The sequence below is a fragment of the Aerococcus sp. Group 2 genome (assembly GCF_905125285.1).
GTDB lineage: Bacteria > Bacillota > Bacilli > Lactobacillales > Aerococcaceae > Aerococcus > Aerococcus urinae_E.
Window position 1 is genome coordinate 237,720 of the sequence record NZ_CAJHPA010000001.1, and the last position, 23,116, is coordinate 260,835.

The window sequence follows — 23,116 nt, forward strand, 5'->3', positions numbered from 1 at the left end:
GTGAATATTTATGGAGTTAACTTTTTTAGGTACTGGTGCAGGGGTACCCAGCAAGGCCCGCAATGTGTCTTGTACCCTGTTAAAATTATTAGACGAGCGCAATGAAATGTGGATGTTTGATTGTGGGGAAGGCAGTCAACAGCAGTTTCTTAAAACAACTTTGAAACCCAGAAAAGTAACTAAAATATTTATCTCCCATGTCCATGGTGACCATATGTATGGTTTACCCGGCTTTTTAAGTAGTCGAAGCTTCCAAGGTGGAGAAAATGTCCCCTTAACTATTTATGGACCCAAAGGTGTGAAAAAATATGTTCAAACCAGCTTAGGTATTTCCAAAACCCGCCTTACCTATCCAATTTATTACCAGGAATTAGACCAATCTGGGATTGCCTTTAAAGACCAGCAATTTACGGTTAAATATGCGACTTTAGACCATATTGTTCCTAGTTATGGTTTTAGGGTAGAAGAAGCCGATTCAGCAGGCGAATTATTAATTGATAAGGCCCGGGAAGCAGGGGTACCAAATGGTCCGCTCTTAGGCCAATTAAAGGCAGGTTTAACCATTCAATTGGAAGATGGTAGGGAACTTCAAGGAAAAGATTTTCTTGGGCCAGATAAGCGCGGAAAAATTGTCAGCATCTATGGGGATACCCGTTATTGCCAGGCTGGGATTGATTTAGCCCAAAATGCTGATGTCTTGGTCCATGAAGCGACTTTTGAGGCTGGTGAAGAGAAAATGGCTCATGATTATTACCATTCCACTGCTAGCCAGGCCGCCATGGTGGCCAAAAAAGCCGGGGCTAAGCAGCTCTACCTGACCCATATTTCGGCTCGCTATGTGGGGGCAATGGCTAAAGAATTGCAAAAAGGTGCCGAAAAAATATTCCCTGCTAGCCAAGTGGTGAAGGATTTTGATAGCTATGCCATTAAGTAATAAGGGTAAGCAAGGACAGTGGGCCTTGGTTACTGGAGCTTCTAGTGGTATTGGTCGCGCTACTGCAATTGCTTTGGCTAAGGCAGGCTACTCACTCTTACTAACCGCTAGGCACCAGGAACGCTTGAAAGAAAGTAAGCAGCTATGCTTAGAGGCTGGTGCAAAAGCGGTAGATATTTTTCCAGCTGACTTAAATGATTTAGAAACAGTTGACCGTCTTGTCCACTATGCTTTTGAGCGTTATTCTATAAAAATTGTCATCCATAGTGCTGGTTTAGGCTATTTTGAACGGGTGATTCAACAAAGTGATGCCCATACTTTGGAACAGATCAATACCAATTTGATAAGCGCCATCTATCTTTGCCAACGCGTCGCCATTGCAATGCTAGACCAAGACTTAAGTAAGACCTATTTGGTGATATTGGCATCAATTGCCGCGCGCATTCAAACCGCTGGCAATGCTAGCTATGCAGCAAGTAAGGCTGGTTTGTTAGCCTTTGCAAATGGATTAAGACAAGAGTTATGGTCAACGCCTATCCAGGTAATGACTGTATTACCCGGTCCAGTAAAGACCGCCTTTTTTGACCAGGCAGATCCGAGTGGGCAATTTATTCAGGCGGTTGATAGCTTCACGGTTGAAGCAGAAGAAGTTGCCCAAGCGATTTGCCAGGGGATAAAACGAAACAAGATGGAAGTTGTTGTCCCTAATTACTATGCCTACTTAAACAAGATCTTGTCGCTTTCGGTTCCTTTAGGCTATCGTTTGATCCATTGGACCATGGCTCGGATAAAATCGCGTTAAGGACAAGAGACATCAAGATGCTAAAGAAAGGGGTTAGTTATGCTAAAGGCAAATTATGATTGGCAATTAAGAACAAGTTTTGATCAATCTGACCTAGAAAAAGAGCAAGTGATTAAGGAAACTCAATTATCGCCACTCCTAGTCGATTTACTTTTTCAGAGAGGGAAACAAAACACTCAAGAAATTAATGATTTTTTGAGTGAAAAACCTCATTTTCACGATCCCTTTCTACTCCATGATATGCAGAAAGCCATTGATCGTTTAGAAGAAGCTGTTAGAAATAATGAGCTCATATTAATCTATGGCGACTATGATGCCGATGGAATTACCGCAACCACGATTCTCTATGAACTTTTAGAATCTATAGGGGCTAACGTAACGTATTACTTACCAGACCGCTTTGTGGATGGCTATGGTCCCAATAAGGAAGTGTATGCCTACTACATTAAGCAAGGGGTCCAATTAATTTTAACCTGTGATAATGGTGTTGCCGGGCATGAGGCAGTGAAATATGCCGAAGATTCTGGCGTTAATGTCATTATCACTGACCACCATGAAATTGGAAACACTTTACCTAGTGCCTATGCTATTGTTCATCCCAGACACCCTGAGGGAAATTATCCCTTTGATGATTTATGTGGAGCTGGAGTAGCCTTTAAGTTAGCCCAAGCTATGACTGGTGGCTTACCAGTCGAATATTTGGATGTCTGTGCTATTGGAACAATCGCTGATCTGGTTCGTTTAGAGGATGAAAATCGCAGCATTGTTCAGCAAGGCTTAAAGATTATGGCTCATAGTGAAAGAATCGGTCTAATGACTTTAATGAAAAGTCAAAACATTGATCTAAACCATATCGATGAAGAAACTATCGCCTTTAACATAGCTCCACGACTTAATGCCTTAGGTCGCTTAGCTTCGGCTAAACCAGGAGTTGAACTACTCACGAGTTTCGACCCGGATTATTGTCAGGAATTAGTTAATACCATTGAAACGACCAATCAAAAACGACGAGCAATTGTTGACCAGGTTAGTCAGCAAGCGATTCAGACAGTCGAAGACTGGGAAGAATTACCAGAAATTATCATTTTATCTCATTCCAATTGGCATGAGGGGGTTCTAGGTATTGTGGCTAGTCGACTGGTAGAGCGCTATCAGCGGCCTAGTATCATTTTAAATTATAATGCGGAGAAGGCAGAATATAAGGGTTCAGGTCGTTCAGTTGCAGGGATCAACCTCTTCAAGCTTCTCCAAGCTGCAAAGGAATATGCCCCTAAGAGCGGGGGACACGCCATGGCAGCTGGTATGACCATTGCTGAAGACCAATTTGAAGCTTGGAAAGCGGCAATCTATCAGGCAGTTGAGCCCTTCAAAGAGCAATTACAAGGGAAGATTCCTTTAACAATTGACGCCAAGATTACTGCCGATCAATTGACCTTAGAAAATATTCAGGAGCTTAATCGCCTAAAACCATTTGGTACAGCTAATCCCAAGCCTATATTTTTAATCGAAAATGAATCGATTTCAACGCCACAGCAATTAGGAAAAGATAAGAACACCTTAAAATTTTCTTTGACTAAGGAAAATCAACAGCTAGAAGTTATCGGCTTTCAAAAGGGAAATTTGGCTAATTATTTACAGACTGGTCAAATTGTTGATCTGGTTGTCGAAGCATCAATTAATACCTGGCAGGGAAAAAGTCGGCCACAAGCCATTTTACTCGATATGGCTAGCGACCAAAAAATAATCGTTGACTGGCGGAGAGAAAAAAATCCTGACCTTATTTTCTCCCTTTCCCAAAGTTATTATTATTTTGAAAGCAAGTCCTTAATCGCTCAATATAAGGAGCAGATTCCTAGTCAATCTTGTTTAATAGGGGAAGAAGACTTGAAGCAGAGCAGGGAACATTATAGCCAGTTAGTTATTTTTGAACTACCAAAAAATTTGCAAAAGCTAAGAGACTTCGTTCATAATGAGAATATAGAAACGATCTATCTATTTTCATATAGTCCGATATCAGCAAGAAAAATTGGTATGCCCAATCGCGATCAATTTGCTCTGCTTTATCGTTATTTCATTTTCTATAAAGAACTTGATTTGACCGAAAAAAAAGCAGACTTGGCTAGGTATTTAAAGCTACCGCTCCCTCTTCTTAACTTATTGCTAAAAGTTTTAGTTGAAGCAGAGCTTTTAGACCAAGATGGCCAGATTTATCGTATTCGACCAGGGCAGAATAAGATCGATTTAAAAGAGTCAACCAGCCTAAAAAATTGGGCAAGGCAAATCGAAAAAGAAAACTTTCTTTTAAATGAAACCATTGATAATTTAACACGGTATTTTTTCCAGGAGGATAATTTATGAACTTAAAAGACTACATTAAGGATATACCTAATTTCCCTGAGGAAGGCATTATTTTTAGAGATATTACGTCTTTACTCCAGGACCCTGAGGCTTTTCAATATGCAGTTGATAAAATTGCAGATTTTGCTCGTGAAAAATCAGCAGATGTAATCATTGGTCCAGAGGCTAGGGGCTTTATCGTTGGCTGTCCAGTAGCTTATGCTTTAAACAAGGGCTTCGTTCCTGCCCGCAAAAAGAATAAATTACCTCGTGAAAAAGTCAGCATTGAATATGATTTAGAATATGGAAGCAATACTATTGAAATTCATAAAGATGCTATTCAACCTGGGCAAAAAGTCCTCATTGTTGATGATCTCTTGGCCACTGGAGGGACCATTCGTGGCACTAAAAAATTAGTTGAAGAACTTGGTGGGGAAGTCGTTGGCGCTGCCTTTATTATTGAATTAGAAAGCCTTAAAGGTCGTCAACTAATCAATGATTTAGACATTCTGTCCCTCATTAATTATGAATAATGGTATCCAGATACTATAAAGCTTATAATCCAAATAAAACCGCTCTCTAAGTCAGTGTAAATGACTTAAAGAGCGGTTTTTGCTTTAAAAAGTATGTTCGCGGTAAAGGCTAACGACTTTACCTAATATGGTGACGTCATCAAGAATTATTGGCTCTAAACTAGCATTCTCAGGTTGGAGGCGGAAGTGACCGTTTTCTTTGAAGAAACGTTTACAGGTAGCTTCGTCATCATCTGTCATAGCAATAACAATATCACCATTAGATGCCGAACTTTGTTGGCGAACAATGACATAGTCACCATCAAGGATACCGGTTTCGATCATACTTTCTCCGCGAATTTGCAACATGAAATATTCGCCATCTTGACTATTAAGACTTGGTGGGGTGGGGAAATAGCCGTCAACGTCTTCATAAGCATCGATAGGCTGTCCAGCAGTAACCGTACCGATAATAGGAATACCGGGTTGGTCCACGCCTAACATCTTTAAACCTTTATGGGTAATTTCCAAGGCTCTGGGTTTGGTAGAATCTTTGAATAAATAACCACCTGCTTCCAAGCGATTAAGATGTCCGTGAACAGTTGAGGTTGATGCTAATCCTACTTGGTCACATATTTCTCTAACCGTAGGGGGATAGCCCTGATTTTTTACACTATCATAAATGCATTGTAAGACTTGTAGGGGTCTTTCTTTCATATTGTTTCACCGAAACTTTCCATATATATTATCCGAGTCATTTCATTTTTTATCTACTATAAAAATGGTTCAAGCGATTCTCATTCGTGCTTTTATTGTAGCATAGCTCGAAACTTTGTGCAAACGTGCGTTCGTTTTTCTTGCTTGATTAAGCTTGTAAATGGGCATCAGGACTTACAAAGACAGTTTTTTGCTCAAAGTAATTAACAAAGCCAGGTTTAGCTCCATTAGGTTTTTTAACATGCTTGACCTGTGTATAATCTACGGGGACATTGTTGGCCTGCCGGTATTTAGAAAAATAGGCGGCATATGTTGCTGCTTCGATGATCTCCTCATCACTAGGTTGGTCAGTTTCTAATATCACATGGCTGCCTGGAATATCTTTAACGTGAAACCAGTAGTGGTTTTTGTTAGCCCGTCTTGTGGTTAGTTCATCATTTTGCGTATTATTACGGCCAACAAGGACAGTGGTTCCTAAACTTGTTTGATACTGTCTCGGTTTTAAAGGTTTCTTGCGCTTATGGTGATTATGTTTTTGTTGTTTAATATAGCCTTCACGGATAAGTTCTTGACGAATATCTTCTAATTCATTAGGTTCAGCAATTTCAATTTGATCTTGAACGCTTTCTAAATAATCTAATTCTGCTTGGGCAATTTGGCTTTGTTCCTTAATATGCTGTTTTGCCGTATTTAGTTTGCGATAACGTTGGAAATATTTTTGGGCATTTTGGGAAGGTTCTAGTAAAGGATCGAGTGCAATATCGATGAAGTTATTATTAGCGTAATAGTTAGGTAATTGGACACTAGTCATTCCCTTTTCCACTTGAAAGAGGTAAGTGGTCAAAATTTCACCTTTTATTTGATAGTCGTCAGCCTGTTTACTTTTTTCCATATCTTGCTTAAGATTAGCTAATTTACGTTGATTATGCTTAATCCGTTGAGCAACAACCTGGCTAATTTGTTCACTGACCTGATTGACCCGTGAAAAGAGAGCTTTCTTTTCATAGTAGTCGTCGAGGAGCTGGGTAAAAGTTTCGTAACTGGTTTGTGTTCCGCCTAGGCTTTGATAGGGGAAAGCCGTCGCAGTGACCTGACCGTCATTTTGACTCAGGGTTGGTTGGGATTGGTCAAAAGCATTGAGAAAGGCAGTAAAAATCGCACTTTTATCTTGGGATTCAGTCAGTCTCTGAGCTAATTCTATCGCGCTATCTTTGCCAAATCCCATAAAGGTTTTCTGTATTTTTTTAGCGTCAGCCTTAAGGTCATATTCATTGGGGTTAATACTGAAAGGATTGACCTTATCTCCTTGTGGAGGCAGATGGTAAGTAGCTCCTGGTAGGAGGGTACGGAATCGGTTTTGGCTAATATCTATTTTTGTGATGAGGTCGGCAATTTTACCATCCTGATTAAGAACTAGGATATTACTGCGTCTACCCATGACTTCAATAATGAGTTTATAGGGTTCACTAATCCCCAATTCATTTTTGCTTTCAATACTGATAATAATTATGCGGTCGTTTTCATATTGACTGAAATTGATAATCTTTCCTCCATCAATATGTTTACGTAAAAACATACAAAAATTGGGTGGGGTATCTGGCACACTATATTGATGATTAGTAAGCTGAACGCGGGGGGCTTGTGGCGTCGCTGCCAGTAGTAATTTATAATTTTTGCGATTTGACCGAACGGTAAGAAGAATTTCTTGGTCGTAGGGTTGTTGCACCTTTGAGATTCTTCCTCCAGCCAAGCATGCGTTTAATTCTTGTATAAGTCCATGAATAAATAGTCCATCATAAGACATGGAATCACCTACTTTCATAACTTATTATTATAACAAAGAAGCCCAGAAATTGCTAAAAACCTTGATTGTAAGCCTTATCTTTTCGTTTATAACTTAATTATGCTATAATGATGATAAAGTAATGAGAAAGGAATGATTATATGGAATTAAAAGATTATATGAATGTTCTTGAAAATATCGGGGCTTGTGTATTCTCAACAGTAAATGAAGACGGAGAAGCAGATGCACGTTACGCTAATGTTGGTGTAGCGAATGAACATGGAGTATTCTTCATGACTGCTCCTACCACTAACTTCTATAAACAATTAACCAATAATCCTAAGATTGCTATTACTGGTATGTTAAAAGAAGACGGCATTGAAGTGATTCGTTTACAAGGTACTGTTCGTGAAATTGGTAAAGAACATCTTGAAGCAATCTTAAAAGATAACCCATTTGTACAGGATGTTTACCCAGATGAAGAAGAACGTGCAACCGTTCAAGCCTTCCAATTATATGAAGGAGAAGGTTCCTACCAACACCTTCAAAATCACGTTAAAGAAGAATTTTCTTTTGGTGAATAATTAAGAACGTTCGAAAAGACTGTGACCCTATCACAGTCTTTTTTATTGGCTATTATTTTGATAAAAAGAACGTGAAAATTTTTATACTAAATAAGATTGATCGAATTTAAATTATATTTTGCGCTAGAAGCTTATACCAAAGCTCTAGCGCTTTTTTTACCACAAGGAATAAATATTAAAAAATATCTTATAATTCATCTTTGCAAACCTCTACTGCTTTCATTATTGAGTCTTTAGTGACCATTAATAGTATAAAAGACGACAAGCAGGGCTTTGGATCAGCCTGTAAGGCTTTCAGCTGAAATAAGAATACTCCGCTTATATTCATAAGTTGAGGACAAAAGTCTCAGAGTCTTTTTAAAACTAGGTGAAAAATCACAATTTATAAACTTGTGAATAGTATTCCCTGAATTAGAATGTAAGCCTTATAAATTATACGAAATCACATCGAAGGGATAGGCTCTTTACGGTGTATTATTTTTTAAAAATTTTGACATCAAAGACTTATAAAACCGCTTTTAAAAACACCCTAATTGTGTATAATATAATCATAATTTATAAATATATAAAGGAGAATAAAACAAATATGAATAATTATGAAAAAAGACAGCGATTCTCTATCAGAAAATTATCTGTGGGTGTTGGTTCTGTACTAATTGCTACTCTTTTGTTTGCTCAAGGAGGGCCTGTTTATGCGGACGAAATTTCAAATACAGACAATACACCTAGCCACGCTAGAGAGAAAGAAGCTCCGTCTTTAACTGGTGAAAAAAATGAGAACTTACCTGATAAAGTGAGTTTTTATAATGCTGGTGAAGCGCCAGAAAATAAAGACACTAATAAAAATTCTCTAAACAAAGCTGAAAAATCTCAAGAAGTTAAAACAGCAGCACCTACAAATGCTAAAGATCCTATGCCAACCGCAAGTGATGCAAATTTAAAAGTCACGCACTTTGTAAGGGATCCTGAAGTGAAAGATAAAGAATTGAAGTATGATGAAGATCCTATAAAATATAACAAGGTAAGCCCCGCAAAATTACCTGAAACAGTCGGTTTTGTAAAATCAGATGATGCAGATAAACGTGTCACTAATGTTTTCGCCCTGTCAGATCAATCGGGAAATAATGATGCTTATTACATTGCTGTGAACACTCATTTAAAGACAAATGAATATGAAGGAAGTGTTTATGACAAGAATAAGAAACTGATTAATACTTATAAATTAGATAAGAATGGTGAGATACCCCTTCCTCTCTTTGGTCAGGATGCAAACTTCTCTAAGGCCAACTTACCTAAAGTAAAATTCAAAGTGGATGAAAACGGAGAATATTTAGTATTTGACCGTGCCGAAGATTGGAAGCGGACAAATAAATATTCTGCTAAGAGTTTGTATGCAGCTGCAGTTAAGACTGTTATTCCTGATAAATATGAATACCATAACGGTGCCCATGACGAATATAACCAATCATTGCCACATAAGACAAAGGTTCTGGTCAATTATTTAGAAGTTGGAACGAAAAAACAATTAGCCCCTTCTCAAGAATTCCCTGCTTTTGTAGGAGACAGCTACATTACCAATAGTTCGAAAGAGCGTTTTTATAAAGAATTTAATAAAGACGATTATCGTTTGGTCAAAGCATCGAACTATCCTGAAGGTAAAATCAATGGTACTTATTGGGCCGGTAAGGGTTTTTCAATAGTCAATACGATTGTTAATAACGCAGCTAGCGTTTCTAGAACATTTGTTGTTCGTCGTACAGTGGTTAATGATAATGGTGATATTGTCATTGAAATGTGGGATAAGGCTACAGGAGTTAAACTTCCAATCAGAAACTATAAGACGGTTGATGGAAAAGTCGTTGAACTAGTAAACAAAGGAAAAGTACAAGAAAAAGATTACCAAGTATATGTTTCAGAACCAATCGCTTCATCAGTGGCAGGGGTGAAGTCAGATGCTAAGTACATCGGTGTCAATTTCTTATGGAAAGATGACAAAGGAATTCTATCATTCTCGAATGATGGAAAAACTCGTTATAAATTTAACGATATGTCAAAAGGGCAAAGATTATCCTACTGGACTAGTGGCTGGCAACCTGCAGGGAAAGAGATTACTTATTGGTATGAACCGATTAATAAACCTAAGGGCTCTTTCCAAGAACACCATATCTACAGAACCGTTGATAAGAACGGGAATGTGATTTCTGAAGATTCAAAAGAAGACGGCAAGACTACTGAAGGGAAATCAGACGAAACTTACACCACTTCTAAGAAAGACAAGCCTGGTTATAAACTGGTTAAGATTGAAGGTAAAAACGGTGGGAAATTCGCTAAGAATGGTGCTGAAACCAAAGCCAACTACGTGGACAACACCAAACAAGAAGTGACCTATATTTACGAAAGAGTTCAAGAAGAAAAAGGCTCCTTCCAAGAGCACCATATCTACAGAACTGTTGATAAGAACGGAAATGTTATTTCTGAAGATTCCAAAGAAGACGGTAAGACTACCGAAGGAAAATCTGAAGAAACTTACACCACTTCTAAGAAAGACAAGCCTGGATACAAACTGGTTAAAATTGAAGGCAAAAATGGTGGGAAGTTCGCTAAGAATGGTTCCGAAATTAAAGGAAATTATGTTGATAACACCAAACAAGAAGTAACCTATATCTACGAAAGAGTTCAAGAAGAAAAGGGTTCCTTCCAAGAACATCATATCTACAGAACCGTTGATAAGAACGGAAATGTCCTTTCAACCGATGAAGTCACCGATGGTGAAACTTCTGAAGGAAAATCTTCCGACCACTACACCACCTCTAAGAAGGACAAGCCTGGCTATAAACTGGTTAAAGTTGAAGGGAAAAATGGTGGTCAGTTCGATAAAAATGGTGCTGAAACCAAAGCAAACTACGTTGACAACACCAAACAAGAAGTGACCTACATCTATGAAAAAGTTCAAGAAGAAAAAGGCTCTTTCCAAGAACATCATATCTACAGAACCGTTGATAAGAACGGCAATGTGATTTCAACCGATGAGGTTACCGATGGTGAAACCAGTGAAGGGAAATCTGACGAAACTTACACTACTTCTAAGAAAGACAAAGCTGGCTACAAACTCGTTAAGGTTGAAGGGAAAAATGGTGGGAAGTTCGCTAAGAATGGTTCCGAAACCAAAGCAAACTACGTTGACAACACCAAGCAAGAAGTCACCTACATCTACGAAAAAGTCCAAGAAGAAAAAGGTTCCTTCCAAGAACATCATATCTACAGAACCGTTGATAAGAATGGAAATGTGATTTCTGAAGATTCAAAAGAAGACGGTAAGACTACTGAAGGAAAATCCGATGAAACTTACACCACCTCTAAGAAGGACAAGCCTGGCTACAAACTGGTCAAGGTTGAAGGCAAAAATGGTGGCAAGTTCGCTAAGAACGGTGCTGAAACCAAAGCAAACTACGTTGACAACACCAAGCAAGAAGTTACCTACATTTATGAAAAAGTTCAAGAAGAAAAAGGGTCCTTCCAAGAACACCATATCTACAGAACCGTAGATAAGAACGGGAATGTAATCTCTGAAGATTCCAAAGAAGATGGTAAGACTACTGAAGGAAAACCTGACGAAACTTACACTACCTCTAAGAAAGACAAAGCTGGCTATAAATTGGTTAAAGTAGAAGGTAAAAACGGTGGTCAATTCGATAAAAATGGTGCTGAAACCAAAGGTAACTACGTTGACAATACCAAACAGGAAGTAACTTACATCTACGAAAAAGTCCAAGAAGAAAAGGGTTCCTTCCAAGAACATCATATCTATAGAACCGTTGATAAGAACGGGAATGTTATTTCTGAAGATTCTAAAGAAGACGGAAAGACTACTGAAGGGAAATCGGACGAAACTTACACCACTTCGAAGAAAGACAAAGCTGGCTATAAACTAGTTAAGGTAGAAGCTAAAAATGGCGGTCAATTTGATAAGAATGGTGCCGAAACTAAATCCAATTACGTAGGCAATACCAAGCAAGAAGTCACCTATATTTATGAAAAAGTCCAAGAAGAAAAGGGTTCCTTCCAAGAACACCATATCTACAGAACCGTAGATAAGAACGGGAATGTGGTCTCTGAAGATTCCAAAGAAGATGGTAAGACCACTGAAGGAAAATCTTCAGAAAAATACACTACTTCTAAGAAAGACAAGGCTGGCTATAAACTGGTTAAAATTGAAGGTAAGAATGGTGGCAAGTTTAATAAGAACGGTGCCAAAACTAAAGGCAACTACGTTGACAACATTAAACAAGAAGTGACTTATATCTACGAAAGAGTTCAAGAAGAAGCACCAGTTGAGAAGAAAGGCTCCTTCCAAGAACACCATATTTATAGAACTGTTGATAAGAACGGCAATGTGATTTCAGAAGATTCCAAAGAAAATGGTAAGACTACTGAAGGTAAATCAGACGAAACTTACACCACTTCTAAGAAGGATAAAGCTGGCTATAAACTGGTTAGAGTTGAAGCAAAAAATGGTGGCCAATTCGACAAGAATGGTGCTGAAACCAAAGCCAACTATGTTGAAAATACCAAACAAGAAGTGACCTATATCTACGAAAAAGTCCAAGAGGAGCTACCAGTAGAAGAAAAAGGAATCTTCCAAGAACACCATATCTATCAAACAGTTGATGAAGAAGGAAAAGTTGTTTCAATTGATGAGCTAGTAGATATTCCAGAAACTAGTGGAAAATCAACTGAACAATACATCACTTCTAAAAAAGATAAGTCCGGTTACCGCTTAGTGAAAGTGGAAGCTAAGAACGGAGCACACTTTGATAAGGCAGGTAAGAGTACGCAAGGCCAATACATCGAGAATATCAAGCAAGAAGTCACCTATATCTATGTGAAGTTACAGGATATTAAAAAACCTGTTCAAGAACATAATAGCCGCCAAACGAATGATAAGGTTAAGAAAGTAGATTCAGTTGACAAGGTAGTAGAAGTGTTACCAGAAACCAGCAAGAAAATTTCTACTCAGAACACACAAGCTAAGGAAAGTGAAAAAGAAGGAGACGCTTCTTTTGATAATCCAAGTGATTATACTAAATTAGCTACTACACCAACGAATGTTTCCTCTACTCTACCTACGACTGGGTCTATCGGCTCATCTTCACTGACATCAGTTTTTGGGCTAGCTCTTACTCTAGTAGGTGCTAGAGTCTTTAAGAAAAGAAAGATTTAATTTTTTACTTTCCAGATACTTTATTTAATGACTACTTGTACTGAGTAATTCGTTTTAAGTGAAGTTTCAAATAGAAATATTGCTAGTTAAAGCAAGCCCTCCCAACTATACTTCGAATAGTTAGGAGGGTTTTTCTTTACTTTTTATAGCATTTTTACAAGAAGCATAAATTGATATTTAACGTTTACATTTCTTTTCAAGACTCTAAGCTTTGGTATAATGAGGGTATCAAGAAATAGGGGGATAGCCATGAAGCGTATACCTTGGGATCAGTATTTTTTATCACAAGCCTTGGTTTTATCGATGCGGAGCACTTGTGACCGTTTGATGGTGGGAGCTGTGATTGTTAGGGATAATCGTGTCATCGCTGGAGGTTATAATGGCTCTGTCAGTGGGGAGACGCACTGCAATGACGGGGGATGCTACCTAGAAGACGGGCATTGTGTGCGCACGATCCATGCTGAAATGAATGCAATTATTCAGTGCGCTAAATTTGGTGTTTCTACTGAGGGCGCTGAAATCTATGTGACGCACTTTCCTTGCTTGCCTTGTACCAAGCAAATTATTCAAGCTGGAATAAAAAAAGTATCTTATCTCTATGACTATCATAATCATCCTTACGCCCTGGAACTCTACCAAAAAACCGGGGTAACGGTCTGGAAGAGACAGTTAGAAGATGATTTCTTCCATCAACTTCACCAACAAAATTTACTCAATTGTGAGAAGGAAAAACAGAGTAAAGAAAAGAATTCGTTTTCATAATCAGAATTGTCTGACATCTAATTCATTATCTGCTATAATCTTCATATGATTTAATCGTTCTCCATAGGAATAGGTTTTATCAGTTTATATCTATACTCAATAGAAAGTGTGAATGTAATATGAACGCAAAAGAATATCTTCAAGAAACACGTCAATTGTGGGATAAGAAGTATGAACAGGAACCAGAATTTTTACAAGTCCTTCATGAATTTGTAGATAGTGTTGAACCTGTTTTTGAAGAACATCCCGAATATATTGAGGCTAACCTATTACAAATTTTAGCTATTCCAGAACGTATCATTGAGTTTAGAGTGCCTTGGATGGATGATCAAGGTAAGGCTCGAGTTAACACCGCTTTTCGGGTTCAATTTAATTCAGCAATTGGGCCATATAAAGGTGGTCTACGTTTCCATCCAACCGTTAATAAGAGTATTTTAAAATTCTTAGGTTTTGAACAAATCTTTAAAAACAGCTTAACCGGCTTACCTATTGGCGGAGGTAAGGGTGGTTCTGACTTTGATCCTAAGGGCAAATCTGACCAAGAAATTATGCGCTTTTGTCAAAGCTTTATGACTGAATTACAAAAATATATCGGTCCTGATATGGATGTTCCAGCAGGGGATATTGGTGTGGGTGCCCGTGAAGTTGGCTACTTATACGGCCAATATAAACGTCTAAATGGTTTCCAAAATGGTGTGATTACCGGAAAACCTTTAACTTATGGAGGTTCACTCGCTCGTACCCAAGCCACTGGCTATGGGGCAGTTTACTTCTTGAATAATATGTTAGCTGCCAAGGGAGAAGCTATTGAAGGCAAACGGATTATGGTCTCTGGAGCTGGTAATGTGGCTATTTATGCGGCTGAAAAAGCTCAAGAACTTGGGGCTACAGTTGTTACTGTTTCCGATTCCAATGGCTATGTTGTTGATGAAGAAGGCATCGATATAGATTTACTAAAAGACGTCAAGGAAAATAGACGTGAACGGATCAAGGTGTACGCTGAAGAACGACCAAGTGCTACTTATTATGAAGGTGTCGTTTGGGAACACGCTATTGATGTTGATGTGGCGATGCCATGTGCTACGCAAAATGAAGTGAAAAAACCGGGTGCTGAACAAGCCGTTAAGAATGGGGTTAAATATGTTTCTGAAGGTGCCAATATGCCTTTAGATAAAGCTGCAACAGATACCCTTCTTGAAGCCGGTGTATTTGTCGGCCCAGCTAAAGCAGCTAATGCAGGTGGGGTGGCCGTATCAGCCTTAGAAATGTCTCAAAATAGTCAAAGATTATCTTGGACCTTTGAAGAAGTCGACCAAAAATTAAAAGATATCATGGACAATATCTATCAACAAGCGACTTCAGCCGCTGAAAAATACACCAATGACCCTTATAACTTAATTGCAGGAGCAAACATTGCTGGTTTTAGTAAAGTTGCTCAAGCGATGTTATCTCAAGGACTTGTTTAATCCTTTTAAAAAGAGTATATTGTTGAAAAAGAGCGATGTTTAAAATCGCTCTTTTTCGTAATCAAATTATACTGGGCAAAGAGAAAGGGATGAGCAAATGGAGAAAGTTGAAATTGATAAATCTGAAATTATTCAACATTTTCCCAAGCGCCAAGCCAATTCATATAAGGGCGACTACGGCAATATTGTTTTGATCGGAGGCAATCAGTCCATGGGTGGTGCAATTCAGATGGCCGCGATGGCTTGTGTCAATAGTGGGGCAGGACTGACGACTGTCTTTACCGATCCAGTAAACCGGCCTGCCATCCATAGCGTTTTACCTGAAGTGATGGTTAGTGATTGGCGTCGGCAAGATAGCTTGAAGAAGGCCATTGAAAAGGCTGATGTGATTGGCATTGGGCCCGGCTTTGGTCGCGACCATTCACGCTTTAACCAGATTATGTTACTCATTAAACAAGTTATTGCTGACAAAATATTGGTCATTGATGCTGATGCGATTTCTATTCTCAGTCAAAAAGACCAGGGCTTAGACCAATTATCCCAGGCAAAATACCTCGTTTTAACTCCACATTATGGGGAATGGGAACGCTTATCGCATGGTGAAATTCCCTATCACGATAATGAAGGAATTCAATCATTCGTTAACCAATATCAACTAAATTTGGTCCTTAAAGGAGCCCCTAGCCGTTTATATTTTGCTGACCATTCAAACTTTTATCAATTAGCTATCGGCAATCCTGGTATGGCAACTGGTGGAATGGGTGATACCTTGACTGGGATGGTTTGTGGCTTTATGGGCCAATATACAGATCATGAAGCCGCTTTGAAGGCAGCGACCTTTCTCCATAGTTATATTGCAGACCGCATTTACCAAGATCAATATATTGTTCGTCCTAGTCAAATCGCTGATCTCTTACCCAGAGTTATGAAAGAGATGGAGGCAGAACGTGAGTAAAAAACATAAAAAGACCAATGCTATGCGCCTCTTAGACCAAGCCAAGATCCCTTATGAAGAAGCCACCATTCCATATAGAGATGGTAGTTTTCAACCGCAAGCAGGGAAATCGTCCTACAAGACCTTGGTGGCTAGAAGCCATGACCATGAAATCGTTGTATTTGTGATACCACTTGACCAAGAGCTTGACCTTAAGCAATGTGCTCGCGTCATTAATAGTAAGCGAGTTGAATTAGTCCATGTTAAGGAACTATTGGACCTCACCGGCTATATGAGGGGCGGTTGTTCGCCTTTAGGTATGAAGAAAAATTATCGGACTTGGTACAATGACTCTTGTCTTAAGGAAGAGAAAATATTTGTCAGTGCCGGTGAACGAGGCAAACAAATCGGACTGGATCCTAAGGCTCTAATAGAAGTCACTCAGGGAAAGGTCGATCATTTGATTCGTTAGTCGAAAAGATACCACTTTCACTTATAATGTAATCTGCTTTTATGTCATAGTCTTTGCAAGGAATATCTGAGGTCATTAGTTTATCGAAGTAAGGGATAATAGTTATTCCTTTAAAATTAGCCAAGAGGCGGTCATAATAGCCTCCACCGTAACCTAAACGTTGACCCTGGCGGTTACAACTTAAGCAGGGTAAAATGATGAGATCAACCATACTAATGTCAGCTTGGGGACTATTAGCTTGAGGCTCTAAAATACCATATCTACTTTTTTGATAAGTGGTCGATTCATCAATATAGTGCAAATCTAGTGACTTTCCCTGAACTCGGGGAAGAACAACTTGAATTTCTTGCTTAAAACAAAAATTAATCAGTTCTTGGGTATTAAATTCAAAGGGCATACTGGAAAAAAGAAATATACACTTAGCTTGATAAAAAATCGAAAAGTTGACTAATTTATGGCTAATGATTTCATTTGCCCAGTGATAATAAGACTGAGGAAGGGCTTGACGTTTGCTTTTTATTTTTTTGCGTAGACTAGCTTTTGCTTTATCGATTTCATCAGTCATTTCGCTTTGTCTCCTTTTCTTGGTGGGGGAATAATTGCGGGTAACGATAGCATTGAGGGTTACGGGCAGTACAAATCGTCCTGCCAAAGGCAATTAAAGCATGGTGGGCATCCTTCCATTCACTAGCAGGCAGGACCTTAGTAATTCGTTTTTCCACTTCTCTTACCGTAGCATTTGGATCGACAAAGTGATGATGTTTTGCTATGCGACTGATGTGGGTATCGACAGCAAAGGCTGGCTGGTCAAAGCCTAGACTGAGGACGACACTGGCTGTTTTTCTCCCCACACCACTTAGACTTTCTAAATCTTTACGTTGACTGGGAACTTGGCCACTGTACTGGTCAATTAATTGTTGGCCCATTGCATGCAAATAGCGCGCCTTGCTATGATAGAGGCCTAGTTGGTTGATAAAGGGTTCAATATCCAGGGGGCTGGCTTTGGCTAAGTGTTTGGGCGTAGGAAAAGCTTTAAAAAGATCAGGGGTCACTTCATTAACCTTTTTATCGGTGGATTGAGCACTGAGCATCACAGCGACGAGTAATTGGTAAACAGAATTGAAGTTTAAGCTAGGGCCAGCGTCGGGAAAGAGGGCCATAATTTCTTTCAGAACGGATAAAGTTTCTGAATCAGTTAAAAGCAATAAAAACACCTTTTCTATTAAATATAAGTAAATTTTACAAAAAAAGAAGTTGGCAGGGTGGCCAGCTTCTTTTTATTAAGCAGGAATTATTTAGCAATGAAAACATCACAGGCCGCATGGATCATAATATACTCAGAAACAGATCCAATGAGTAAACGATCGAGTACGCCTTTACCAGTCGAACCCATCATAATTAAATCAATTTCATGTTCTTCGGCAAAGTCAAGAATTTCTTTTCTAGGATCTCCAGGGCGGGCTTCAATGCTGATATCTGTAATTCCGGCCTCTTGAGCTTCTTTTTGGTAATTCTTTAATAATTCTTGGTAGGCGCATAATTCATGATCATGGGCTTTTAAATTAAAGTCATCAAAATCATAGCGTAAGAAATCAGCAGCTACACTAAAAATATAGAGTTTAGCTTGATAAATATGAGCATATTCAAGGGCTTGTTCAAAGGCAGCCTTGGCGGGCTCAGAACCATCAATAGGTACCATTATTTTTTGAATACTTTTCTCTGGCATAATTAACCTTCCTTACTAGCGTACAATGAGCACCGAAACAGGGGAGTGACGGACAACGAATTGAGAAACGGAACCCATAAAGAGACGTTCTCTTGCGTTTTTCCCAGTTGCCCCAACAACAATCAATTCAAAGGCAGGATCTTCTTTTAAAAGGTGAATGATTTGTCGCTTAGGCTCGCCTACAAAGACCTCAGCATTGACTTGATCAAAGTCAAATTGATCCTTGGCAAGTTGACGGTAATTATTGAGTAACTCTTGCCGTTGCCCAACGAGGCTGTGAGAATAATCACTTTCTTCACGGTTAGATAAGATATCTTCGTCGATAACAGATACCAAGTACAAATTGGCTTCCTTAGCCTTGGCGATAGTGACCGCTTCAACAAAAGCATCGCGAGCTTGGTCAGAGTCGTCGACAGCAACTAAAATTTTTCTTTTTATTGACATGAATATTCCTCCCTTATATAAACGTTTTCTTTATTATTATTTTAGCAATCTAAACACTTATAATCAATAATAGCCTGAGGCTCTAACTTTGACTAGTAGGAGTAAATTTTCCATGGTAAGATATTTAACAGGTTTATCTATCATTCGATAAAAATACATATATAGGAGGATCAATTGAGTGAAAAAAGAATATCGTCAAAGCCTTAATTTTATCACTGATATTTTATTAGTTGCCATCACAGCCTGGGGGTCTTTTCAAAATGGTTGGTTTAATTTACCTAACTTAGTTTCCTGGATGGGGCTGATTGGAGTTATTGGTTTGGCTAAGAAGTGGCAAGGAAATTTTATTTTTAACGCAATTCAAAATATCTCTGCTGCTATAGTTGCCGGCCGTAATCGGATCTTTGGTGACATGTTTACCAGCATTTATTATTTATTTACCCAAATTTTTGGTTTTCAACAATGGCAACATCATAAAGATGAATCCGGGGAGCTTATTGTAGACGAAAAGACGAATTGGCGTTTAGTAGGCTTCGCTGTTTTAGTGGGGTTCTTTGGTTTGGGAACCGTTTCTTATTTTCTCGGTGGCGTATTTATCTTCTGGGATGCATTTAATAATGCGACAGCTATCATTGCTCAATACATGCAATTGGTGCAAAGAAAGCGGGCCAGCTGGATTTTATGGTTAATCACTAATCTTATCTCCCTTTATATTTTCCTCATGCAGGGGGTACCACAAATGGCCATCATGTATTTCGTCTTTTCACTCAATGCCTGCCGCGGTTTTATTAACTGGAAAAATTAGCCCAGCATAGACAGGGGATTAGACTGTTAAATAGGCAAAATAATCTGTACAATTAAATTACAATAGTTAAAAGAGGGGGATAATGATGAGGAAGGTTATGATAATTGTCAATCCAGGATCTGGAGATAATCAAGGCGAGGAATACGGTAAACGACTAGCTGATTTTCTCAACGGTAAGTTTGATCAAGTCGATATAAAAAAGACTGAAGGAGACAATGACGCCTTGAAGTTTGCCCAGGAAGCCTGTCAAGGCCATTATGATTCTTTATTTACTGTTGGTGGTGATGGAACCATTAATGAAGCGGTCAATGGGCTCGCCGGCCAGGACTACCGACCCACTTTAGGTTTCTTCCCAGCAGGAACTAACAATACTTTTGCCCAATTATTTAATATTTCTGAAGATATTGATCAGTACATCGAAGACTTAGATTTGGAAGAACGCCATAGTTTAGATATTGGCCGCTGTAATGATCAATATTTCAACTACTATGTTTGTTTTGGCAAGTTAATTGAAGCAACCACAGGAACCAGCTCCGAAGAGAAATCACAATTCGGCTCCTTTGCTTACCTGAAGAATATTCTATCAGCTCTACCTAAAGATGATACCCATCCTATTAAAATAGAATCTGATAGCGAAAGTTTTGAGGGCAAAGCCAGTCATGTATTTGTTCTATTAACTAACCAAGTGGGAAACTTGGTCTTCTCTAATGAACAAAGTAATTTACAAGACGGTCAATTTCAAGTGTACATTTTAACTGATGAATCAACCGGGTCAAAATTATCTGCCCTTAAGGATATCCTTTTTGGTCAATTAGAAGATAATGACTCGATCAAAAGCTTTGCCTGTTCCAAGTTAACCATCACGAATTCTGATGATAATGAAACCCAGGTCGATATTGATGGTAACGATGGACCATACCTCCCATGCGAAATTGAATTATTGCCTAAGCACATTAATTTCTATGTTCCTAAGACCCAAGCAGTTCAATAAAGGCTAATTTAAATAAATTTAAGACAATTTAATAAGGCTTTAGTGTATACTAAGGAAAAGTAATAGGAGTCTAGTATGACTCCTATTTTAATTATAAAAAATAAAGGAACATCCTATATTATGAAAGATATTTATAATCGCTATCATAAAATGTTTAAAATAGTATTTTATATTTTACTGATCTTATTTTTCGGCTATCTCATTCAAAATGAGTTACGGTCAATTAATTGGTCCTTGTTTTTTGATTCCTTAGCTGACCTACCTGCCTTTACACGCCTGGCCTTAGTAATCTTTGGATTATTAGGCTTTAGCTTTAACGGGTGGTATGACTATGTTGCTACCCGTAACTACACGGTGACTGCCCATAGCTATAAAATTTTACAAATGGGGTGGATAAGCCAAGCATTTAATGAATTTATCGGCTTAAGTGGCTTTACCGGTGCTGCTCTCAGAAATAATTTTTATCAAAAGCATGGGCTGAAGCCTAAGCAAGCCATACAAATTTCCTTAGAAACTTGGTTTGCCAGTTTTCTAGGCTTAGGCGTCTTATTATTAATCGTCTTATTATCAGGAAAAATTGATGGTTATTCACTATTACTTCCAGTAATTTATTTACTCTACCTGCCTTTGTATTTTTTCTATGATAAATTGCCTTTAGCCAGAAAATTGGGTGAAAAATTTGGCCTAGAAGCTATCACTTGGAAGAAGAAATTTGCTTACCTATCTGCTTCGCTGTGTGACTGGGTTGCTTCTTTTACCTATTTTTATATTGTGATGTTAATTTTTATGCCGCATTTATCACCGATATTCGCCATGATGGTCTACAGCTTCGCTAACGTCGTAGGGATTTTAAGTTTTATTCCTGGAGGTTTGGGGACCTTTGACCTGACGGTATTATTAATGATGCAAAATGCCGGTTATAATCCCGACCAAGTATTAGCAGCCATTGTTATCCTCCGGGTATGTTACTACGTCATTCCCTGGTTATTAGCTTGCTTCTATGTTTTCCATAACTGGTTTACCAGTAAACTATTCGAAGAAGATATGAAGATAAAGGCTTGGGGAAAGTGGATTGTTCGCTTTGTTTCCTTTTTACTCTCAGTCAACGGCTTGGTTTTAATTTCTTCAGTGATTTCACCAGCCGTTCCTGAGCGGATTCATTTGCTTAAATACCTGATTCCCAGATCTTTACAGAGTGTCTCCATTCTTTTGGTCCTTTTAATTGGGTGTACTGCCTTTATTTTATCGTTTGGCCTATTTAAGCGGATCAGAAGGGCATTATGGTTGACACTTATTCTCTTACCCCTAGGAGCCATTGCTTGTATGATTAAGGGCTTAGACTATGAGGAAGCGATCTTCTTACTCCTGTCGACTTATTTACTTTATCAGTCCCGTTTTCTCTTTACTCGTAATCATTTGGCATTAAACCGTAAGAATATTTTACTAAGCTTTTTCGCCTGTGCAGGTCTTTTGTTAATCATCTTTTTAATCACCGGGCACTTTAGACATATGCCTTTCACTCGTCATGTCTATTTATTAAATCCTTTACATATTTTCTTCTATCTGGTGATTGCTAGTTTGTTGACTATTTTAGTGCTATTTAGTCGCAGTGAACGACTGGACTTCCTACCACCTTCCCTAGATGAAATTGATCTTTACGAACAGCTTATCGCTGAATATGGGGGGAGTGAATATAGCCACTTAGTCTATTTGAAAGACAAGATGATCTTTTTTAACACGGAACAAACTGTGGCTATTTTATACCGCCCCTCATCAGATAATTTAATTGCCTTGGGTGACCCTATTGGTAACAGTCAGGATTTTCCTAGCGCCTTAGAAGAATTTTTGGAATATGCTGAACATATGGTTATGGCGGTTGGCTTTTATGAGGTCACCCCGCATTACCTAGATGCCTTTTGTAGTTTAGGCTACGCTACCCTAAAAATAGGGGAGTCAGCGATTATTGATTTAGATGACTTTACTTTTGAAGGGAAGAAGAATAAAAACCGGCGTTCCGTTCGCAATGATATGACCCGGGCCGGCCTCTATTTTGAAGTTTACCAACCTCCTTATAATGATAAATTTATCCATGACTTACGGCAAATTTCTGATCAGTGGCTTAATAAGCGAGAAGAAATGAGCTTTTCCATGGGGGCTTTCTATGAGGACTATCTAGCCAGAGAGCGGATTGCCGTCTTAAGAGATGAGGAGGCGATCTATGCTTTTGCAAGTATTATGCCGATATCGGAAGATATGATTTCAATTGATTTAATGCGTTATATCAGTCATGATGCCGGGGATGTCATGCAGATGCTAATTTTGCAGTTATTGCAATGGGCCAAGGACCTTGGTTACCACCGCTTTGTTTTGGGGATGGCGCCTTTGGCTAATGTAGGAACAAAATCATATGCCAGCCCTCGGGATAAGACCCTACATCTGGTATATGATTTTGGTAATCGTTTTTATGGCTTTAAAGGATTACGTGCCTACAAATCTAAATTCCGTCCTGAGTGGGAAAACCGCTATATTATTTATCCTAATCAGGCCACTTTAATCAAGATTTTAATTAGTTTATTAGATATTACCCACAAGACAAGGGATTAATGTTTATTTTTTAAGGGATTTC

The 23,116-nt window shown here is 38.6% G+C and carries 19 protein-coding genes; 13 read left to right on the forward strand and 6 right to left on the reverse strand.

Annotated elements, in window-relative coordinates:
• The first annotated feature begins 10 nt into the window (after positions 1 to 10).
• Genes rnz through JFU01_RS01055 form a run of 4 tightly spaced genes read left to right on the forward strand, consistent with a single transcriptional unit; the run spans position 11 to position 4,606 of the window.
• Complete coding sequence (gene rnz, locus JFU01_RS01040; protein ID WP_070560115.1) at positions 11 to 934, forward strand: ribonuclease Z; 924 nt, start codon at positions 11 to 13, stop codon at positions 932 to 934.
• Positions 921 to 1,736: an SDR family NAD(P)-dependent oxidoreductase gene (locus tag JFU01_RS01045; protein ID WP_195855497.1), complete on the forward strand. Its 816-nt coding sequence runs from the start codon at positions 921 to 923 to the stop codon at positions 1,734 to 1,736. The genes rnz and JFU01_RS01045 overlap by 14 nt, the downstream gene beginning before the upstream one ends.
• 39 nt (positions 1,737 to 1,775) lie before the next feature.
• Entirely contained in the window at positions 1,776 to 4,094 is a 2,319-nt protein-coding gene (recJ, locus tag JFU01_RS01050) for a single-stranded-DNA-specific exonuclease RecJ (protein WP_195855498.1), read from the forward strand.
• Positions 4,091 to 4,606, forward strand: coding sequence for an adenine phosphoribosyltransferase (locus JFU01_RS01055; RefSeq protein ID WP_195855499.1), 516 nt, complete (start codon positions 4,091 to 4,093; stop codon positions 4,604 to 4,606). The genes recJ and JFU01_RS01055 overlap by 4 nt, the downstream gene beginning before the upstream one ends.
• Before the next feature lie 84 nt (positions 4,607 to 4,690).
• Here JFU01_RS01055 and lexA read toward each other — a convergent pair whose 3' ends face one another.
• Entirely contained in the window at positions 4,691 to 5,302 is a 612-nt protein-coding gene (lexA, locus tag JFU01_RS01060) for a transcriptional repressor LexA (RefSeq protein WP_013669601.1), read from the reverse strand.
• Between the two features lie 148 nt (positions 5,303 to 5,450).
• Positions 5,451 to 7,106: an Rqc2 family fibronectin-binding protein gene (locus JFU01_RS01065; RefSeq protein WP_195855500.1), complete on the reverse strand. Its 1,656-nt coding sequence runs from the start codon at positions 7,104 to 7,106 to the stop codon at positions 5,451 to 5,453.
• Positions 7,107 to 7,246: 140 nt separating this feature from the next.
• Here JFU01_RS01065 and JFU01_RS01070 point away from each other — a divergent pair, with 140 nt between their 5' ends.
• From JFU01_RS01070 to JFU01_RS01095, 6 genes are all read left to right on the forward strand, one after another.
• On the forward strand, positions 7,247 to 7,669 hold the full coding sequence (locus JFU01_RS01070) for a pyridoxamine 5'-phosphate oxidase family protein (protein WP_060778282.1): 423 nt from the start codon (positions 7,247 to 7,249) through the stop codon (positions 7,667 to 7,669).
• A gap of 586 nt (positions 7,670 to 8,255) precedes the next feature.
• Positions 8,256 to 12,890 (forward strand): MucBP domain-containing protein, encoded by a 4,635-nt coding sequence (locus tag JFU01_RS01075; RefSeq protein ID WP_195855501.1) that lies wholly within the window; start codon positions 8,256 to 8,258, stop codon positions 12,888 to 12,890.
• A 249-nt stretch (positions 12,891 to 13,139) separates the two neighbouring features.
• A complete protein-coding gene (locus tag JFU01_RS01080) occupies positions 13,140 to 13,652 on the forward strand; it encodes a ComE operon protein 2 (protein WP_195855502.1) in 513 nt (170 codons plus the stop codon).
• Positions 13,653 to 13,771: 119 nt separating this feature from the next.
• On the forward strand, positions 13,772 to 15,118 hold the full coding sequence (gene gdhA, locus JFU01_RS01085; protein WP_195855503.1) for an NADP-specific glutamate dehydrogenase: 1,347 nt from the start codon (positions 13,772 to 13,774) through the stop codon (positions 15,116 to 15,118).
• Between the two features lie 97 nt (positions 15,119 to 15,215).
• Complete coding sequence (locus JFU01_RS01090; RefSeq protein ID WP_195855504.1) at positions 15,216 to 16,073, forward strand: NAD(P)H-hydrate dehydratase; 858 nt, start codon at positions 15,216 to 15,218, stop codon at positions 16,071 to 16,073.
• Positions 16,066 to 16,524 (forward strand): aminoacyl-tRNA deacylase, encoded by a 459-nt coding sequence (locus JFU01_RS01095; RefSeq protein ID WP_198434170.1) that lies wholly within the window; start codon positions 16,066 to 16,068, stop codon positions 16,522 to 16,524. Before JFU01_RS01090 ends, JFU01_RS01095 begins: the two co-directional genes overlap by 8 nt.
• Here JFU01_RS01095 and JFU01_RS01100 read toward each other — a convergent pair.
• The 4 genes from JFU01_RS01100 to JFU01_RS01115 form a co-directional block, all read right to left on the reverse strand.
• On the reverse strand, positions 16,490 to 17,089 hold the full coding sequence (locus tag JFU01_RS01100) for a 5-formyltetrahydrofolate cyclo-ligase (protein WP_195855505.1): 600 nt from the start codon (positions 17,087 to 17,089) through the stop codon (positions 16,490 to 16,492). The two genes, JFU01_RS01095 and JFU01_RS01100, sit on opposite strands and share 35 nt — an antisense overlap.
• Complete coding sequence (nth, locus tag JFU01_RS01105) at positions 17,082 to 17,729, reverse strand: endonuclease III (RefSeq protein WP_195855506.1); 648 nt, start codon at positions 17,727 to 17,729, stop codon at positions 17,082 to 17,084. The genes JFU01_RS01100 and nth overlap by 8 nt, the downstream gene beginning before the upstream one ends.
• Before the next feature lie 86 nt (positions 17,730 to 17,815).
• On the reverse strand, positions 17,816 to 18,250 hold the full coding sequence (locus tag JFU01_RS01110; protein WP_195855507.1) for a universal stress protein: 435 nt from the start codon (positions 18,248 to 18,250) through the stop codon (positions 17,816 to 17,818).
• 15 nt (positions 18,251 to 18,265) lie between these two features.
• Positions 18,266 to 18,694 (reverse strand): universal stress protein, encoded by a 429-nt coding sequence (locus tag JFU01_RS01115; protein ID WP_195855508.1) that lies wholly within the window; start codon positions 18,692 to 18,694, stop codon positions 18,266 to 18,268.
• 178 nt (positions 18,695 to 18,872) lie between these two features.
• Here JFU01_RS01115 and pnuC point away from each other — a divergent pair, with 178 nt between their 5' ends.
• The 3 genes from pnuC (at position 18,873) to mprF (ending at position 23,094) form a co-directional block, all read left to right on the forward strand.
• Positions 18,873 to 19,499: a nicotinamide riboside transporter PnuC gene (pnuC, locus tag JFU01_RS01120; protein WP_195855509.1), complete on the forward strand. Its 627-nt coding sequence runs from the start codon at positions 18,873 to 18,875 to the stop codon at positions 19,497 to 19,499.
• A gap of 97 nt (positions 19,500 to 19,596) precedes the next feature.
• On the forward strand, positions 19,597 to 20,490 hold the full coding sequence (locus tag JFU01_RS01125; RefSeq protein WP_230086921.1) for a diacylglycerol/lipid kinase family protein: 894 nt from the start codon (positions 19,597 to 19,599) through the stop codon (positions 20,488 to 20,490).
• A gap of 120 nt (positions 20,491 to 20,610) precedes the next feature.
• The gene (mprF, locus tag JFU01_RS01130) at positions 20,611 to 23,094 is read left to right on the forward strand and encodes a bifunctional lysylphosphatidylglycerol flippase/synthetase MprF (protein WP_198434171.1); all 2,484 of its coding nucleotides are present in this window, start codon (positions 20,611 to 20,613) and stop codon (positions 23,092 to 23,094) included.
• Positions 23,095 to 23,116: the final 22 nt, after the last annotated feature.

What these genes read in the sequence shown, in the direction of transcription:
- rnz (WP_070560115.1), top strand. Translation starts at nt 11, where the DNA reads ATGGAGTTAACTTTTTTAGGTACTGGTGCAGGGGTACCCAGCAAGGCC.
- JFU01_RS01045 (WP_195855497.1), top strand. Translation starts at nt 921, where the DNA reads ATGCCATTAAGTAATAAGGGTAAGCAAGGACAGTGGGCCTTGGTTACT.
- recJ (WP_195855498.1), top strand. Translation starts at nt 1,776, where the DNA reads ATGCTAAAGGCAAATTATGATTGGCAATTAAGAACAAGTTTTGATCAA.
- JFU01_RS01055 (WP_195855499.1), top strand. Translation starts at nt 4,091, where the DNA reads ATGAACTTAAAAGACTACATTAAGGATATACCTAATTTCCCTGAGGAA.
- lexA (WP_013669601.1), bottom strand. Translation starts at nt 5,302, where the DNA reads ATGAAAGAAAGACCCCTACAAGTCTTACAATGCATTTATGATAGTGTA.
- JFU01_RS01065 (WP_195855500.1), bottom strand. Translation starts at nt 7,106, where the DNA reads ATGTCTTATGATGGACTATTTATTCATGGACTTATACAAGAATTAAAC.
- JFU01_RS01070 (WP_060778282.1), top strand. Translation starts at nt 7,247, where the DNA reads ATGGAATTAAAAGATTATATGAATGTTCTTGAAAATATCGGGGCTTGT.
- JFU01_RS01075 (WP_195855501.1), top strand. Translation starts at nt 8,256, where the DNA reads ATGAATAATTATGAAAAAAGACAGCGATTCTCTATCAGAAAATTATCT.
- JFU01_RS01080 (WP_195855502.1), top strand. Translation starts at nt 13,140, where the DNA reads ATGAAGCGTATACCTTGGGATCAGTATTTTTTATCACAAGCCTTGGTT.
- gdhA (WP_195855503.1), top strand. Translation starts at nt 13,772, where the DNA reads ATGAACGCAAAAGAATATCTTCAAGAAACACGTCAATTGTGGGATAAG.
- JFU01_RS01090 (WP_195855504.1), top strand. Translation starts at nt 15,216, where the DNA reads ATGGAGAAAGTTGAAATTGATAAATCTGAAATTATTCAACATTTTCCC.
- JFU01_RS01100 (WP_195855505.1), bottom strand. Translation starts at nt 17,089, where the DNA reads ATGACTGATGAAATCGATAAAGCAAAAGCTAGTCTACGCAAAAAAATA.
- JFU01_RS01110 (WP_195855507.1), bottom strand. Translation starts at nt 18,250, where the DNA reads ATGCCAGAGAAAAGTATTCAAAAAATAATGGTACCTATTGATGGTTCT.
- JFU01_RS01115 (WP_195855508.1), bottom strand. Translation starts at nt 18,694, where the DNA reads ATGTCAATAAAAAGAAAAATTTTAGTTGCTGTCGACGACTCTGACCAA.
- JFU01_RS01125 (WP_230086921.1), top strand. Translation starts at nt 19,597, where the DNA reads ATGATAATTGTCAATCCAGGATCTGGAGATAATCAAGGCGAGGAATAC.
- mprF (WP_198434171.1), top strand. Translation starts at nt 20,611, where the DNA reads ATGAAAGATATTTATAATCGCTATCATAAAATGTTTAAAATAGTATTT.